General features: G+C 32.2%; 9 protein-coding genes. All 9 read left to right on the top strand.

Annotated features, from left to right (window positions below; all coding sequences use genetic code 11):
* Nucleotides 1–49 precede the first annotated feature (49 nt).
* Nucleotides 50–3481, top strand: coding sequence for a PD-(D/E)XK nuclease family protein (locus ABMA45_RS01830; protein ID WP_022088177.1), 3432 nt, complete (start codon nt 50–52; stop codon nt 3479–3481).
* A gap of 2 nt (nt 3482–3483) precedes the next feature.
* Complete coding sequence (addA, locus tag ABMA45_RS01825; RefSeq protein WP_022088176.1) at nt 3484–7155, top strand: helicase-exonuclease AddAB subunit AddA; 3672 nt, start codon at nt 3484–3486, stop codon at nt 7153–7155.
* Nucleotides 7155–8165, top strand: coding sequence for a S66 family peptidase (locus ABMA45_RS01820; RefSeq protein WP_022088175.1), 1011 nt, complete (start codon nt 7155–7157; stop codon nt 8163–8165). Before addA ends, ABMA45_RS01820 begins: the two co-directional genes overlap by 1 nt.
* Nucleotides 8158–8886, top strand: coding sequence for an ABC transporter ATP-binding protein (locus ABMA45_RS01815; RefSeq protein WP_022088174.1), 729 nt, complete (start codon nt 8158–8160; stop codon nt 8884–8886). Before ABMA45_RS01820 ends, ABMA45_RS01815 begins: the two co-directional genes overlap by 8 nt.
* 11 nt (nt 8887–8897) lie before the next feature.
* Complete coding sequence (locus tag ABMA45_RS01810; RefSeq protein ID WP_022088173.1) at nt 8898–9815, top strand: SufB/SufD family protein; 918 nt, start codon at nt 8898–8900, stop codon at nt 9813–9815.
* A gap of 397 nt (nt 9816–10212) precedes the next feature.
* The gene (locus ABMA45_RS01805; protein WP_022088172.1) at nt 10213–10578 is read left to right on the top strand and encodes a metal-sensing transcriptional repressor; all 366 of its coding nucleotides are present in this window, start codon (nt 10213–10215) and stop codon (nt 10576–10578) included.
* A gap of 117 nt (nt 10579–10695) precedes the next feature.
* On the top strand, nt 10696–13284 hold the full coding sequence (locus ABMA45_RS01800) for a heavy metal translocating P-type ATPase (protein WP_022088171.1): 2589 nt from the start codon (nt 10696–10698) through the stop codon (nt 13282–13284).
* A gap of 251 nt (nt 13285–13535) precedes the next feature.
* Nucleotides 13536–15737 carry a glycosyl hydrolase gene (locus tag ABMA45_RS01795; protein WP_022088170.1) on the top strand — a complete coding sequence of 734 codons (2202 nt, stop codon included), beginning with the start codon at nt 13536–13538 and terminating at the stop codon, nt 15735–15737.
* Nucleotides 15738–16035: 298 nt separating this feature from the next.
* On the top strand, nt 16036–16812 hold the full coding sequence (locus tag ABMA45_RS01790) for a ZIP family metal transporter (RefSeq protein ID WP_022088169.1): 777 nt from the start codon (nt 16036–16038) through the stop codon (nt 16810–16812).
* Nucleotides 16813–16978 lie beyond the last annotated feature (166 nt).

Here is a 16978-nt window from a genome sequence, read left to right as displayed (position 1 = left end):
TGGTTTGAACCCCGCATCATTTAAGGAAATATAAAGAATGGAGACGGATATGTCATTAACATTTATTGTAGGAAGTGCAGGTTCAGGTAAGTCACATTTATTATATGAAAGACTTACAAATAACGCTTCAAAATATGAAAATAGAAATGAAGATTATATAGCTTTGGTTCCTGAACAGTATTCAATGGAAGCCCAGAGAGAAATTTTGCTTGCTTCAGATAGACACGGAAGTTTTAACACTGAGGTAGTAAGTTTTCAGAGACTTGCATTTGGTATATTTGAAGAACTTGGAATGACAGATATTAAGGTTATGGACGATTTGGGAAAAACTCTCGTTGTCCGTAAAGTATTAGAAAATTGCAAAAAAGACCTTAAGTATTATCATAACAAAGCAAATATGCCGGGATTTGTGGATAGAGCAAAAACTTTAATAACCGAATTAAAGCAATATAATTATAGAACACAAGATTTGGAAAAGATGATTGATGATGTAAAAGGTCATAACATTTTAAGAAATAAATTAATTGATACTAAAACGATTGCGGAAGAATTTGACAATTACATAAATGAAAAAATGATTACGATTGAAGAAGTGTTGAGCATTTTTTGTAATGTAATGGAAAAGTCAGAAAAAATAAGAAAAACGCATATTTATATTGACGGTTTTACAGGGTTTACACCTATTCAGTATATGGTTTTAGAAAAATTAATAAAATATTCAAGAGAGGTTACTGTCGCAATAACTCTTCCTGAAAATGAAGCTGATTTTAACGGATATAATGACAGAGAATTGTTTGCACTCAGCAAAGAAACAATTGTAAAGTTAAGAGAATTGGCAATAAGAAATAGTGTTGAAATCGAAAATATGGTTATTGTAAATAAAGGAAAAAGACCGATACGAATTGCTGATAATGATGAACTTTGCTATTTAGAAGAAAATATCTTTAGAAATAGAGTTGTAAAACATTATGATAAAGAGTGCAAAAATTTAGAAATGCATGTAACATCTAATCCAAAAGAAGAGGCAGGATGGATTGCAAATGAAATTTCTAAGTTGATGATTACAGGAAATTATAAATATAAAGATATCGCTGTAGTAGTTTCGGATATGGAAGGATATTATAGATTTATTCAGGACGAATTTAGAAAATCAGGTATTCCGAATTTTATAGATTATAAGAGGGACATATCTAAAAATCCTTTTATTGACGGTATAGTAGCTGCAATTGAAGTGGTTGAGAAAGATTTTTCATATGAAAGTTTATTTAGATTTTTAAAATTAGGAATTACGGATATTGACAGAGAAGATATTGATATAATTGAAAATTATGTACTTCAGTCAGGAAGAAGAGGATTTAACAGTTACAACAGAAAATGGGAAAAGCAGTATAAAAATATTAGCGAAGAGGAATTGGAAAATATTAATTTGATAAGAGAAAAAATTATAGAAATGTTTTCTGATTTGAGGAAAGACTTAAAGATAAAAAATGCAGATATAACTAATTTTACAAAGAGTATTTACAAATTTATTTTAGACAATGACTGGCAGCTTAAGATACAAAAACACAAAGTGGAATGTGATGAAGCAGGCAGAATGGATGAAGCAAAAGAATACGAACAGATTTATGAAACCATTATAGAAATGCTTAATAAGCTAGTGGAATTTTTAGGTGATGAAATTGTATCGGTAAAAGAGTTCAGACAGATTGTTGAATCAGGATTTGCAAGTCAGAAAGTTGGAATAATTCCTCCAGGTCTTGATACGGTAATGGTTGGTGATTTGGAAAGAACAAGATTAAAAGATATTAAGAAAATTATCTTTTTTGCAGGAGTAAATGACGGCCTTGTGCCTTCTGCAAATAGTGGTAGCGGAATAATTACGGATATGGAAAGAGAATTTTTGCGCTCAGCTAATTATGTATTGGCGCCAACGGCTAAAGAAAATATATATATTGAAAGATTTTATTTGTATGCATTATTTGCAAAGCCTACAGGTAAAATCTACTTTTCATATAGCACATCAGGCATGGATGGTGAAGTTTTAAGAAAATCATATATTCTTACTTTGATAAACAGAATGTTTCCATCAATAAAAGAAATAAAGGAAAGTAGTAAGGAAAATGTTCCGGGTGATATTACAAACATCACAGAGGCGTTAGAATTTATAACAAACAGAATGCAGGAAAATAAGAGCCTTGATGGGGATAATGAGACAAAGCAGATGATTGCAAATCTTGTTAAGAACAGGGAAGTAGAAAATGCTGTAAAGATGATAATAGAAGGAATTTATTATACATCAAGACATCCAAAATTACTGCCGGAAATTGCCAGAGGACTGTATGGTAACAGACACAACATTGGTATTACAAGACTTGAAAGATATGCTGCATGTGCATATTCACAGTTTTTAGCTAATGGTCTAAGGCTTTCAGAAAGACGAAAATTTGAAATAGCTGCATATGATATTGGCAATTTATATCATTATTCGTTAGAGTTGTTTTGCAGAAAATTAAGAAATAAAAATCTGAATTGGAGAAATTTAACAGACGAAGATATACAGAAATTAGTTGAAGAATGTGTAAATATCGTATTTGAGGAATATGAAAATAATGCCATTTCAAGTGATGCAAGAAATAAATATATTGCAAAAAAAATTTTAAAAACAACTATAAATACTACAGAGATATTAAAAAGTCATATCAATGCAGGAAAGTTTGAACCGGCTTATTATGAGTCGGTAGTTGAACACGGAAAAGTAGACAGAGTGGATTTGTACGAAGATCCTAACGACGGAAAAGTGTATGTGAAAATTATTGACTATAAATCCGGGTCAAAGAAATTTGAAATCAGTTCTACATTTTTCGGCACACAGATGCAGCTTCTTATTTATTTAGGAGATGTAATAAAAAGAGAACAGGAAAAATATAAGGACAAACAGGTTTTGCCGGCAGGCGCATTTTATTATGAAATTAAAGACCCTTATACTAATGGTCTGACAAAAACAGAAAAAAATAAAATCATGAAAGACGGTTCGTTGACAAAAGAAGAACTAAAGGAAAGACTTGCCTGTGAAATCAATAAGAAAAGATTTAAAGAGTATAAGATGTCGGGTATTTTTACAGACGATATCAACGTGTTAAAAAATATAGATGAAAATATGGAAAAATCTTCGGATATTATTCCTGTGAGAATTAAAAGAGATGAAAGTTATTATGCAGATGTAATGGCGATTGATAATAAGCATTTTGGTGAACTTATTAATTATGTTTCAGATATGGCAGAGAAGTTTAAAGAAGAAATTTGCGAGGGAAATATTGATGTTAATCCTATAGAAAAGGCATGTACATATTGTCCATATGCAGGCATGTGTAGTTTTGATGTAAATGCAGGAGATAAGTATACGGAGGTTCCCGGGTATAAATTGCCTGAAGTAATTTCTAAGTTAGATGAGATGTATGAAGATTCGGAAGGAGAAAAATAAATATGCCAAATTGGACTCCAAAACAAAAAGAAGTAATAGATGCAAGAGACCAAAATATATTAGTATCTGCGGCAGCCGGTTCAGGTAAAACCGCAGTTTTGGTAGAGCGAATTATAAAATTATTGACAGATGAAAATAATCTGGTAGATATCGATAATCTTTTAGTCGTTACATTTACAAAGGCAGCAGCTTCTGAGATGAAGGAAAGAGTAAGAAATGCATTAGATGAAATTATTGCGAAGCATCCTGAAAATGAGCATATACAAAAGCAGATAAATCTGATAAATACGGCAAGGATTACAACAATTGATAGTTTTTGTTCATTTGTTGTAAGAGAAAATTTTGAAAAAATAGATTTAGATCCGGATTACAAAATTGGAGATGAAGGTGAAATTGAACTTTTAAAGGCAGATGTTTTAGATGAAATCATTACAAACAGATATGAAGAGGCTGAACCTGAATTTATGGAATTTATCGAGCAGTATAAAGCGTCTAAGGCAGATGACAGTGTTACAAACCTGATAATGGAACTTTACACTGCATCTGAAAGTCATGTAAATCCTGAAAAATGGGTTAAGTCATGCATTGATAATTATATTGTTTCAGATGAAAATGATTTAAACAATAAGCCCTGGATGGTAAAAAATATTAGTGATATTAAAAATATTATGCCTGATATATGCAAAAAACTTGAAAATGCCATAAATATATGTGAACAGCCGGACGGTCCCGTAAATTATATAAAGGCTTTAACAGATATGCATGGAACATGTAAACTTGCAATGGAAAAACAATCCTACAGAGCATTAAAAAATTCATTAGGAGATTATAAAATTCCAAGACTTCCAGGCAAACCAGAAGCCTTAAATCCTGAAAAAGCAGAACAGGTTAAGGCAATAAAAAGTGAAGTTGGAACAAAAATAAATAAACTGGTGGCTGATTATTTGTCATATGATATTGATGAAATATTAGAAGAAATAGATGTGATGAAGAGTCAGGTTCAGGTAATAATAGACCTTGCCTTAGAATTTATGGATAAACTAAAAGAGGCAAAAAAAGAAAATGCCATAATGGATTTCTCAGATTTGGAGCATTATGCCTTAAATATTTTAACATATGAAAATGAAAACGGAGAAATAGTTCCGTCAGATGTAGCTATAAGTATGTCAAAACAGTATAAAGAAATAATGATTGACGAATATCAGGATAGTAATACAGTGCAGGAAGCGATACTTACAAGCATTTCAAATGGAGCTGGAATTAATAATGTTTTCATGGTTGGAGATGTTAAGCAGAGTATTTACCGATTCAGACTTGCTAATCCAAATTTATTCTTAGAAAAATATGATACTTACAGTGAAGAAACTAATGCACCAAAACGTAAAATAATTCTTGATAAAAACTTTAGAAGTAGAAAAAAAGTAATAGATAGCGTTAACTACATATTTGATACGATTATGTGCAGACATACAGGAGGAATTGAATATATAGATAACAACAGATTAGTATGTGGTGCAACTTTTAAAGAGTTGCCTGATACACAGGATAATTCAACAGATATTATTTTAATCGAGGGTGACAAAGAATATGAAATGGAACAAATTGCAAAGAAGATTAAAAAGATTGTAGACCCTGATTTTGGAATGAAGGTTCAGGATAAAGATGGAAATTTAAGAAATGCAAAGTATAGTGATATAGTTATTCTTTTAAGAGGAATAAAAGGAATTTCAAGTCAGTATGTTGATGTTTTAGAAAAATATGGAATACCGGCATACACTGAAACAAAAACGGGATTTTATGATGCAAAAGAAGTATTAACAGTACTAAATTTTTTAAATGTTTTAGATAATCCAAGACAGGATATTCCACTTGCAGGCATAATGCTATCGCCAATGTTTAATTTTTCTGAAAGTGAATTGGCACAAATCCGCATTAATGATGAAGAAAGCGGTTTATATGATGAATTAAAGTCATACTTATATGATGGAGATGATGAGAAACTTATTGATAAGATTACAAATTTCATGAATCTTATTAATAACTTAAGAAAAGAAATTCCGTATATAACAGTATATGACCTTATAGATAAAATACTTAAAATAAACGGATACGAAAATTATATTATGGCACTTCCTTCAGGATTAAGAAGAATAAAAAATATTGAGCAATTGAAAGAAAAAGCAGTTGCTTATGAAAATTCCAGCTATTCAGGACTTTTTAACTTTATCAGATACATTGAGAAAGTTAAGGTTGTAAGAGAAGAAGGAGAAGCTTTGTCAGTAGATGAAAGTGATAATATTGTAAGAATAATGTCAATTCATAAAAGCAAAGGATTACAGTTTCCTATAGTATTTTTAGCAAATGCTACATCAAAATTCAGACCTGAAAAAGATGCAATTGCAATCCATGAAGAGTATGGAATCGGAATGGATTATGTTAATCATGAGTTGAAAGTAAAAGACAGTTCACTTGTAAAAAGTGTTATAAGAAATGCAATTACAAAAGAAAATAAAGCTGAATTACTTCGACTTTTATATGTTGCAATGACTAGAGCACAGGAAAAACTTATTGTAACCGGTGCGGTAAAAGATATAGAAAAGGAAATCGAAAAAATAAGTGGATACAGAAGAAATCCATATTTACAGGCAACACGAAGTGAAATTACAGACATTAACAATTTTATGGATTGGATATTGCTTGCTACATCAAGAAACAAAGGCGCAGATGAGTTGTTAAATTATTATGATAGTTTTACAGAGGCACAAAATGAAGAATTGTACAATACTGATGCAAGTGTAAGAATAACAGCAATTTGTGGTGAAACAGAAGATGATAAACTAAAAGAGTATATTGAGTTAAATGATGATAATACTAAGAAACAGGAATTGCTTCAAATTGATGGTAAAAAAACATATGATAAGATAACAGAGGAGATTCTTAATAAAAACTTAAATTGGGAGTATCCGTATTATGAGGATGTAAATATAAGTGCAAAGGCAAGTGTTACTGAAATCAAGAGACAGGCATTACATGAATATGATGAGCAGCAGGATGGTATGGAAATATTTAAAGAAGATTTGCCGGATATAATTCCTGATTTTGCAAAATCGGACGAACAGCTTCATGAAAAGCTAACAGGTGCAAACAGAGGAACAGCTTATCATAGGATATTTGAACTTATGGATTTGAATTTGCCTGAATATACAGTAGAGTCTGTTAATGAAATGATTAATGGTTATGTTAAGAGAGGTCTGATAGATAAGGCAGGAGCAGATTGTATAAATGAAAATGATGTTATTGCTTTTAGTAAAACAGACTTATTTGAAAGAATGAAACAGGCACAGTCGAGAGGAGAGCTGTTTAGAGAACAGAAATTTCTTCTTGGAAAGAAGGCTTGTGAAGTGAATCCAAATACCGATTCAGAGGAACTTGTTGTAATTCAGGGAATTATTGACGTATGTTTTATTGAAAATGGAAGGTATTATGTAGTAGACTATAAAACTGACAAAGTAAGAAAAATGGAACAATTGTATGATAAATACAGTGTTCAGTTAGATTACTATAAAGAAGCAATTGAGCAGATTACAGATAAAAAAGTTGAAGATGAAATAATATACTCTGTAACGCTTGGCGATGAAATAAGTTTTACTGAGCATAGACAAAGGAGACAATAATGATTTTTCCAAAGTATATAAAGAAAAATGACACTATAGCTGTTACGGCCCCGTCAAATGGAATAACAGATGAAATTAAAATAAAAAGATTTAACAAAGGGGTAGAGCAACTTAAAAACAGAGGATATAATGTTGAATTTACTGACAGTGTTTTTAAGGCTGATAAAAGAGGCGTAAGCAATACCGCAAAAATTAGAGCAGAAGAATTTAACAGATTATTTGATAAAAATGAAGTCTCAGGAATATTTTGTGCCGCAGGTGGGGATTATTTAATGGAGATGCTTGAATATGTGGATTTTGAAAAAATTAAGGCAAATCCAAAATGGGTTCAGGGATATTCAGATAATACAGGATTAGTATTTCCCATTATGACAAAATGTGATGTGGCATCTGTTTATGGATGTAATTTTGGAGATTTTGGCATGAACCCATGGCAAACGGCTGTAAGCAATGCATTAGGTGTGTTAGAGGGAAATGTAAGAATTCAGAAATCATTTGACTATTATGAATCCGACCGCCATGAATATGAAACAGGTTTTGAAGGATACTATAAAGATAAAGAAGTATGCTGGATAAACGGACGTGGTGAAGAGAAGATTGAAATGTCAGGAAGATTAATAGGAGGATGCCTTGATGTTATCTGCTTTTTAATCGGAACAAAGTATGACGGAACAGAAGAATTTATTCATAAATATAAAGATGATGGTATTATATGGTTCTTAGAAAGCTTTGATTTTAGTGATACTACGTTAATAACACATTTATGGCAAATGAAACAGATGGGATATTTTAAATATGTAAAGGGATTTGTATTTGGAAGGCCATTGATGTATAATACGTGGATAGAACAGCCATATAATGAGGCAGTTATGTCTATTTTAGGAGATTTAGACGTTCCGGTTATATTTGATGCGGATATCGGACATAAAGGACCTCAGTTCTCAATGATAAACGGGGCAATTGCAAAAGTCAGCAGTGCCAATGGAAAAGGAGTTATACAATATGCTTGAGTTAAGAGACGTGAAGTTTAGCGTAAACGATGAAAATGGCAGTGTGAAAAATATAATAAACGGCATCAGTATGAATATTGATGAAAGCAAATTTGTAGCCATTACAGGACCAAATGGAAGTGGAAAGTCTACTTTGGCAAAATTAATCGTAGGAATTAATCAGCCAACAGAAGGAAGGATTTTATATAATGGCACAGATATTACAAATATGTCTATTACGGAAAGAGCAAAATTGGGAATTAGTTTTGCGTTCCAGCAACCTGTAAGATTTAAAGGAATCACAGTTATTGACTTACTTAGAATAGCGGCAGGAAAGCAGCTTACAATTAGTGAAGCCTGCGAATATCTTTCAGAAGTAGGACTTTGCGCAAGAGACTATATTAACCGTGAAGTGGATGCAAGTCTTTCAGGTGGTGAGTTAAAGAGAATAGAAATAGCGACAATTATTGCAAGAGGAACAGAACTTTCAGTATTTGATGAACCAGAGGCAGGAATTGATTTGTGGAGTTTTAACAGCCTTATTAAAGTATTTGAAAAAATGCAGAAAAATAATAAAAACTCAATTTTAATTATTTCTCATCAGGAAAGAATTCTTGATATTGCAGATGAAATTGTTTTGTTAGCAGACGGAGTTATCAAGGCACACGGAAGTAAAGAAGAAATTCTTCCGATGGTTCTTGGAGCAGAAAATAATGGCCCATGTGCCAAATTACAGTCATAAGGAGGAAAATCATGGACAAAATTCAGATGGAATTATTTGAACAGCTTACTGGATTACATGAAATTCCGGCAGGCGCATACAACATAAGGGCAAACAGCAAAAAAGACAGCAGAAATACAACTGCTAATATTGATATTGTAACAAAAGAAGATAAAGACGGTATTGACATTTACGTTAAACCGGGAACAAAAAATGAAAGCGTTCATATTCCTGTAGTTATAAGTAAAACAGGATTAGAAGAATGTGTATACAATGATTTCCATATTGGCGAAGGAGCAGATGTGCTTATCGTTGCAGGATGTGGAATACATAATGGTGGAGATAAGAAATCACGTCATGATGGTATTCATACATTTTATATTGGAAAAAATGCCAGAGTAAAATATGTTGAAAAACATTATGGAAATGGTGATGGAAATGGTGAAAATGTAATGAATCCTACTACAATTGTTAATATTGAAGAGGGTGGTTATATGGAAATGGAGACAGTTCAGATTAAAGGAATTGATTCGACAAACCGTATCACCGAAGCTAAATTAGACAAAGATGCAAAGATTGTTATTACAGAAAGAATTATGACACATGGAAACCAGTTCGCGGAAACTCATTTCAATGTAGATATGAATGGGGACGGTTCAAGTGCAAATGTTATTTCACGTTCAGTTGCAAAAGGCAATTCAAAACAGGCATTTTATTCTGTAATTAATGGAAATGCAAAATGTACAGGCCATTCAGAATGCGATGCCATTATAATGGATAATGCTAAGATTACAGCTTTACCTGAAATTACAGCTAATGATTTAGATGCTTCATTAATTCATGAAGCCGCAATTGGTAAAATTGCAGGCGAACAGTTAATCAAGTTACAGACGTTAGGCCTTAGCGAAGAAGAAGCAGAAGAACAGATTGTTAATGGATTTCTTAAGTAATATGTTTATATGATTGGTAGGATTGCGGAAGTGCGTAGCACGGAACAATCCGTAGGCATCAAGGTTTTGATCTTTTGCCACAACATCTTTTTATAGCACAAATAATTGTGCATAAATAACTTCGACATAATAAATATGATAGTAACAATGATACTCTCTTTGCCGGATAAAACGGCAGAGGGAGTATTTTTATGTAGGATAAGTTTATGTTTATAGAACCAAATTAAAAAATAAAGTTAAAAAGCAAATAAATACGAAGCAAAAGACAAATAATAGAGAAAACTTTTGTTGATATAAAGATAAATAAAACAACTTGACATATACCCTATAGGGGTATATAATGCAAATGGGAAAAATAAAAGACTAATATAAATAAAGGTGTATGAAAGGAGCCATTTTGGAAGAAAATAAAAAAGAAGTTCAGGCAACAGCAAGTGGAAAATGTAGCAAATGCTGTACTGTTGAAGACCATAGTTGCTGTAGTCATAAAACAAAAGAAAGAACAGAAAAAGAATATAAGGATTTGATTAACAGACTTAACCGAATTGAAGGACAGGTAAGAGGTGTTAAGAATATGATTGAAAATGATGCATATTGCACAGATGTGTTAGTGCAGGTATCAGCAATCAGATCTGCTTTAAATAGCTTTAGTAAAGTATTATTGACTAATCATATTAAAACCTGCGTAGTTGATAATTTGAAACAGGGTAATGAAGAAGTAGTTGATGAATTAGTTGCTACACTACAGAAATTAATGAAATAAATATGTTAAGCTAAATTAAATAAGTAAATTAAGTTGAATAAGTGAATTTATGAAACTAAATAAAACAATTAATTTGACGAAGTCAATTATAATAAATAGCAATCGAGGTGATAAACGTTGAAAAAATATTCAGTATATGGAATGAGCTGCGCCGCATGCAGTAGCAGGGTGGAAAAAGCTGTTTCCAAAGTAGATGGGGTAGATTCTGTAGCGGTGAATTTACTTACGAATTCAATGATAGTTGAGGGTAATGTCAATCCTAAAGTAATAATGAAGGCAGTTGAGGATGCGGGATATAAGGCAAAACCACAGGAGAATGAAAAAACAAAATCAGAGGATGACCAGATAGAAGAACTTGATAATTCAGATGAAACAAAGAAAATACGAAACAGATTTATATGGTCATTAATATTTCTTGTGCCACTTATGTATGTTTCAATGGGTGTCACAATGTGGGGATTCCCGGTTCCGGATGCATTTGAAAAGAATCATATTGCCATGGGACTTACGGAGATGCTATTTACAATTATAATAATGATTATAAATAAAAAATTTTTTGTAAGTGGATTGAAAGGATTGATAAATAAAGCTCCTAATATGGATACTTTAGTAGCACTTGGTTCAGGAGCTTCATTTGGATATAGTTTGTATGTGCTGTATGCAATGACATTTGCACAGGTTGATGGAAATATGGAACTTGTACATCATTATATGCATGAATTTTATTTTGAATCAGCAGCAATGATTCTTACATTAATTACACTAGGTAAGATGCTTGAATCATTTTCTAAAGGAAAAACAACAGATGCCCTAAAGGGACTTATGAAGCTTGCACCAAAAACGGCTACAATAATTGATGCAAATGGAACTGAAAAAGTTGTGGATATTTCAAAGGTGACAATAGGAGATGTTTTTGTTGTAAGACCAGGTGAAAGTATTCCTACAGACGGAATCGTAATAGAAGGAAGCAGTGCTATTGACGAGTCAGCCCTTACAGGAGAAAGTGTTCCAAAAGATGTAACGGTGGATAACGAAGTATTTGGCTCAACAATTAATAAGTCAGGTTTTATTAAATGTAAGGCAACAAGAGTAGGTGAGGATACCACTTTGTCACAAATAATTCATATGGTAAGTGATGCGGCAGCAACAAAGGCTCCTATAGCAAAAGCAGCAGATAAAGTATCAGGAGTATTTGTACCTGTTGTAATTGTGATAGCACTTATAACTATAGTTGTATGGCTTGTTGCAGGAAAAGAAGTAGGCTTTGCTCTTGCAAGAGGAATATCAGTATTAGTAATTAGTTGCCCATGCGCATTAGGACTTGCAACACCGGTAGCAATAATGGTTGGTAATGGAAAAGCTGCTAGAAATAATATTTTATTTAAAAATGCGGTAGCTCTTGAAAATACAGGAAAAACTAGGATAGTTGCTTTGGATAAAACAGGAACGATTACAAGTGGTAAACCGGTTGTAACAGATATTGTTGGAAAAGATAAGGATGAGTTGTTAAAGATTGCATACGCATTGGAGAGTAAAAGCGAACATCCTTTGGCATCAGCAATAGTTGAATATGGAAAAAATAATAATATTAAAAAACAGGAAATTAGTGAATTCTCAATTGATGCAGGATATGGATTAAAAGGTGAATATGAAGAAAATAATATAGCAGGTGGTAATTTTGCATATATAAATAAATTTGCAAATATAAATAATGAACTTAAAAAGAAGGCAGACGAATTTGCAAAAGAAGGAAAAACTCCATTGTATTTTTGTAAAGACAAAGAGGTGCTTGGAATTATTGCAGTAGCGGATGTAATAAAAGAAGAAAGCATAGTAGCTGTTAAGAATCTTAAGAATATGGGAATTAAGGTTGTCATGATTACAGGTGATAATGAGCAGACAGCACAGGCAATAGGAAAGAAAGCAGGCGTGGATGAAATCTATGCAGGAGTTTTACCACAGGGAAAAGAAGAAATAATCCGCAAACTTTCAGAAACTGGAAAGACAGCCATGGTAGGTGATGGTATAAATGATGCACCGGCATTAACAAGAGCAGACATCGGTATAGCAATTGGAGCAGGAACAGACGTTGCAATTGATGCGGCAAGTGTTGTTTTAATGAAAAGTGATTTAAGAGATGTACCTGGAGCAATAAGATTAAGTAAAGGTGTATTGAGAAATATTCACGAAAATCTATTCTGGGCATTTTTCTATAATGTAATAGGAATACCTCTTGCGGCAGGCGTATGGTTCCCATTATTTGGATTAAAATTAAATCCAATGTTTGGAGCAGCGGCAATGAGTTTATCAAGTGTATGTGTAGTTACAAATGCATTACGATTGAATTTATTTAAAGTTCATAAAAATGATGAAAGTAGCGATGGTGATAATACTGTAAGTGTTAATGAAGCAAAAGTATTTTCAAGTGAAAAATGTGATTTGGATTGTAATGTTAAAAATAATGATACAAATTTAAATGTAAAGGAGACAAAGAAAATGGAAAAAATAATGACAATTGAAGGAATGATGTGTGGACATTGTGAAAAGGCAGTAAAGACTGCTTTAGAAGCAATTGATGGAGTAGAAAGTGCTATTGCAGATCATGAAAAAAATGAAGCTGTTGTTAAATTAACTAAGGATGTGGATAACAATGTTTTAAAGGAAACAGTTGAAAAACTTGAATATAAGGTTACAGGAATTAAATAATATGATGTTTAAATGAGTTAAAGTAGGAGTATATGAACTATAAGAATTAAATAATGTGATAGAAAGAGGAGTGCTGAAGTTAAAATATTCCAGAACTTCTCTTTTTTTAATAGTAGTGCACAAAACGAATATGAAAAAATAGTAAAATTTGTATAAATTGTCTAAAAACGTTTTAATTTTATAAAGAATTTGATATACTCATATACAGGAAAATTGAATGGGTAAAAACTAAATAAGGAGAGACATGAAATATGAAGTGTAGCAAACGTTTTTTAGGAATTATTATGTCTGTGGTTATGATTGTTGCAGGCATGCCATTTTGTAATGTTAAAACAAATGTTACGGGAGCAGAAAAGTTTGAAATAGTTAGCCCATGGGACAACGAGTTAAAAGGTGCGGGTTATTTTGACATAGAATGGACTCAGGCACCCGGTACTGTAAAAGAATATGAGTTGTACATTGATGGACTAAAAAAAGCAACAACAACAGAGACAAAGTATGAGTATTATACAACTCAGGTAAAGATGTATTCAGTTTTTGTTAAGGCTTTTTATACAAATGGAACATCAGTTTCAACACTGGTTTCCTATTTTTCAATTACGAAAAAGGGATTATGTGTTAATAATGACATGGGAGTTAATTTGAATCCGAGAAAGATGAATATGGGATGGTATTACAACTGGGGTACAGGTCCATTTTCATATGAAGCATACAAAGGAATGGATTACGTTCCAATGATTTGGGGAACAAAAGCTGAAAATGCGATTCCATCAATTGCAAGTAAGAATTATAAATATTTACTTGCATACAACGAACCTGATATGGGTGGTGATGTAGGTGGAAGTAATATAAATGTTAATACCGCTATAAACAACTGGTATAAATTTTTAGGAAACAGTTATCATTTAGGCGCACCGGCACCGGCGCAAAGTCCATCATGGAGTGGAGGAACATGGTTTAGAACTTTTATGGATAGCATAGACCATGACACAATAGATTTCATTCCGTTACATTGTTATTATGGAACTTATGGTGGAGCAGCAGGAGCAAATACATTTTTAACAGATGTTGTTGATAAGACATATCAAATGTATCATAAACCAATCTGGGTTACTGAATTTGCTGTAAGCGGATGGGGATATAGTAATACATATGGCAGGGAATCTTTGAAAGAATTTATGACAACAGTTATAGATGGATTAAATGCAAGACCATATGTTGAGAGATATTCATGGTTCTCATTTAATACCACAGATGAAAACAATGGTGCATCAGCTTTATGGACAAATAGTACAGGAGAGTTAACTGAATTAGGAGAAATCTATGCTAATTATGGTAACCCTGAAGGCTACACACCATCAGAACCTAAGGAAGAAGATGTTAAGACAACTTTTTCAAAAAGAAATTCATTATTAGATGACTCTATAACAGCTAACAATGTAACATGTACAGATTATGTTAAAGCAAATGGAGTAACTGCTACAGCTTCATCTCAGATAGGTGGAAACACAGCAGACAAAGCAATTGACGATAATTATAATTCAAGATGGGAATCAGAACATGGTAAAGACCCACAAAATCTTATAATTGATTTAGGTCAGTTAAGAAATATTAAACAGGTAGATATAATCTGGGAAAATGCAGCTGCAAAAGATTATACAATTCAGATTTCTACAGATGGACAAAATTATACAACTGTTGCAACGATTGAAGATGTTTCAAATGGTGGAAGATATGATTCAACATCATTTAAAACAATGCAGAAGGCAAGATATGTAAAGATAAACGGAACAGCAAGAACAACTGGTTACGGATATTCAATTTATGACCTTGCTATTTATGGAACAGACGATACAGGTGCAAATGAGACAACAAAAGTACCGACTACAACTAAAACGCCTGTTATCAGTCCTACAACAAAGACAACTTTTGTTGAAACAACAAAGGAAAATGTTACAACAACAACGAAGATAAATACTACTACAAACAATGTTAATGTTACAACAACGGATAAACATAATGATAAACCTGGCACTACAACAGACAATGCTAATGTAACAACAAACAGCGAAAATAACGAAACAACAACTGCAACAAGTGAAACGACAGCAGAAATTAGTGGAAGTACAGTTAATCCTGAAAACAACTATTCAGCCGGAAAAATCGAAAAGGTAAAAATCGAAAAGGCTTATAAGAAGAAAAGTGCGAAGAAAGCATATGTAAATTTAAAGAAAGTAAGTAATGTTAAAGGATATCAGATACAGGTATCAGCAAATAAGAAATTTACAGCTAAAAAGACAAACAGTTATTCTTCAACAAAAACAAACTTTAAAGTTAAAGGATTAAAACCAAATAAAAAGTATTATGTAAGAGCAAGAGCATATAGCATATGCAGAGGTATAACAGTATATGGCGAATGGTCTAAGAGAAAAGTAATTATTAGAAAAAAATAATAAATTAACATATTTTGATAATAATTATTAAAATATTATATTATTACATAAAATAAAAAATGGCTATCAGAAGAAATGAATCACATTTAAATATTATATTTTAATTTTGAGAATTTTAATGTGAATTAAAAGAATTTTCCGATAGCTGTTTTTTGTGTTAGAATATTTAAGAAAAATAAAAAGTAGTTATTGAAAAAAGAAAATATGCATATGATTAATAAAAGTAAAAGTGATAATGTTAAATATAATGAATACTCGAAATTTTGAATGGTTCATATATAGAAATCGGAGGTGAAAGATGAATATTTCAATTGGTGTTTTGATACCTTTTATAGGAACTACACTAGGAGCAATGTGTGTATTTCTTGTTAAGGACAAATTAAATGATAAAGTACAAAAAAGTTTACTTGGATTTGCATCAGGAGTTATGGTGGCAGCGTCAGTATGGTCACTATTAATTCCATCATTAGATATGTCATCAGGAATGGGAAAATTGTCATTTATACCGGCGTGTTTAGGATTTATGCTTGGAATCCTATTTTTACTTGGAATGGATATGCTAGTTCCTCATTTGCATGCCGGAAGTGATAAACCCGAAGGACCAAAAAAATCATTAAAGAAAACGACGATGTTAATTTTGGCAGTTACGATTCACAATATACCTGAAGGAATGGCTGTAGGTGTTGTATTTGCCGGAATGGCAGCAAGCAATACAGGAATAACTCTCGCAGGAGCGATGGCACTTTCAATTGGTATTGCTATTCAGAATTTTCCAGAAGGAGCAATAATTTCACTGCCTCTGGTGGCAGCAGGTAATACAAAGAAAAAATCATTTGTATATGGAATGCTATCAGGTATAGTAGAACCAATTGCGGCGGTAATAACAATAATGCTTACGGGAATTGTACTACCGTTGTTACCATATTTATTATCATTTGCAGCAGGGGCAATGATATATGTTGTTGTAGAAGAATTACTACCTGAATCAGTAGAAGGAGAACATTCAAATATAACAACAATCGGGTTTGCATTTGGATTTATGATTATGATGATTTTAGATGTGGCATTAGGATAGAATTGTTGGAGTGTGTAGCACGTAACAATCCACAGACATCAAAGTTAGGAGACTACGACATCTATTTAATAAAGAAATAATAAAAAACTACGACTTAAATATTAAGTACCTTTCAAAAGTTTGACTAAAAAATTTGACTTTCAATGGTAGGTTTAATATTTAAGCC

Source organism: Eubacterium sp. CAG:156 (assembly GCF_000434315.1).
GTDB lineage: Bacteria > Bacillota > Clostridia > Lachnospirales > Lachnospiraceae > Eubacterium_U > Eubacterium_U album.
The sequence above is the reverse complement of the archived record's forward strand: the minus strand, read 5'-3'. Positions and strand labels throughout refer to the sequence as shown.

Excerpts from the sequence above, each read along its gene's own strand:
- ABMA45_RS01795 (WP_022088170.1), top strand. The coding sequence starts at position 13,536 with ATGAAGTGTAGCAAACGTTTTTTAGGAATTATTATGTCTGTGGTTATG.
- ABMA45_RS01810 (WP_022088173.1), top strand. The coding sequence starts at position 8,898 with ATGGACAAAATTCAGATGGAATTATTTGAACAGCTTACTGGATTACAT.
- addA (WP_022088176.1), top strand. The coding sequence starts at position 3,484 with ATGCCAAATTGGACTCCAAAACAAAAAGAAGTAATAGATGCAAGAGAC.
- ABMA45_RS01815 (WP_022088174.1), top strand. The coding sequence starts at position 8,158 with ATGCTTGAGTTAAGAGACGTGAAGTTTAGCGTAAACGATGAAAATGGC.
- ABMA45_RS01820 (WP_022088175.1), top strand. The coding sequence starts at position 7,155 with ATGATTTTTCCAAAGTATATAAAGAAAAATGACACTATAGCTGTTACG.
- ABMA45_RS01790 (WP_022088169.1), top strand. The coding sequence starts at position 16,036 with ATGAATATTTCAATTGGTGTTTTGATACCTTTTATAGGAACTACACTA.
- ABMA45_RS01830 (WP_022088177.1), top strand. The coding sequence starts at position 50 with ATGTCATTAACATTTATTGTAGGAAGTGCAGGTTCAGGTAAGTCACAT.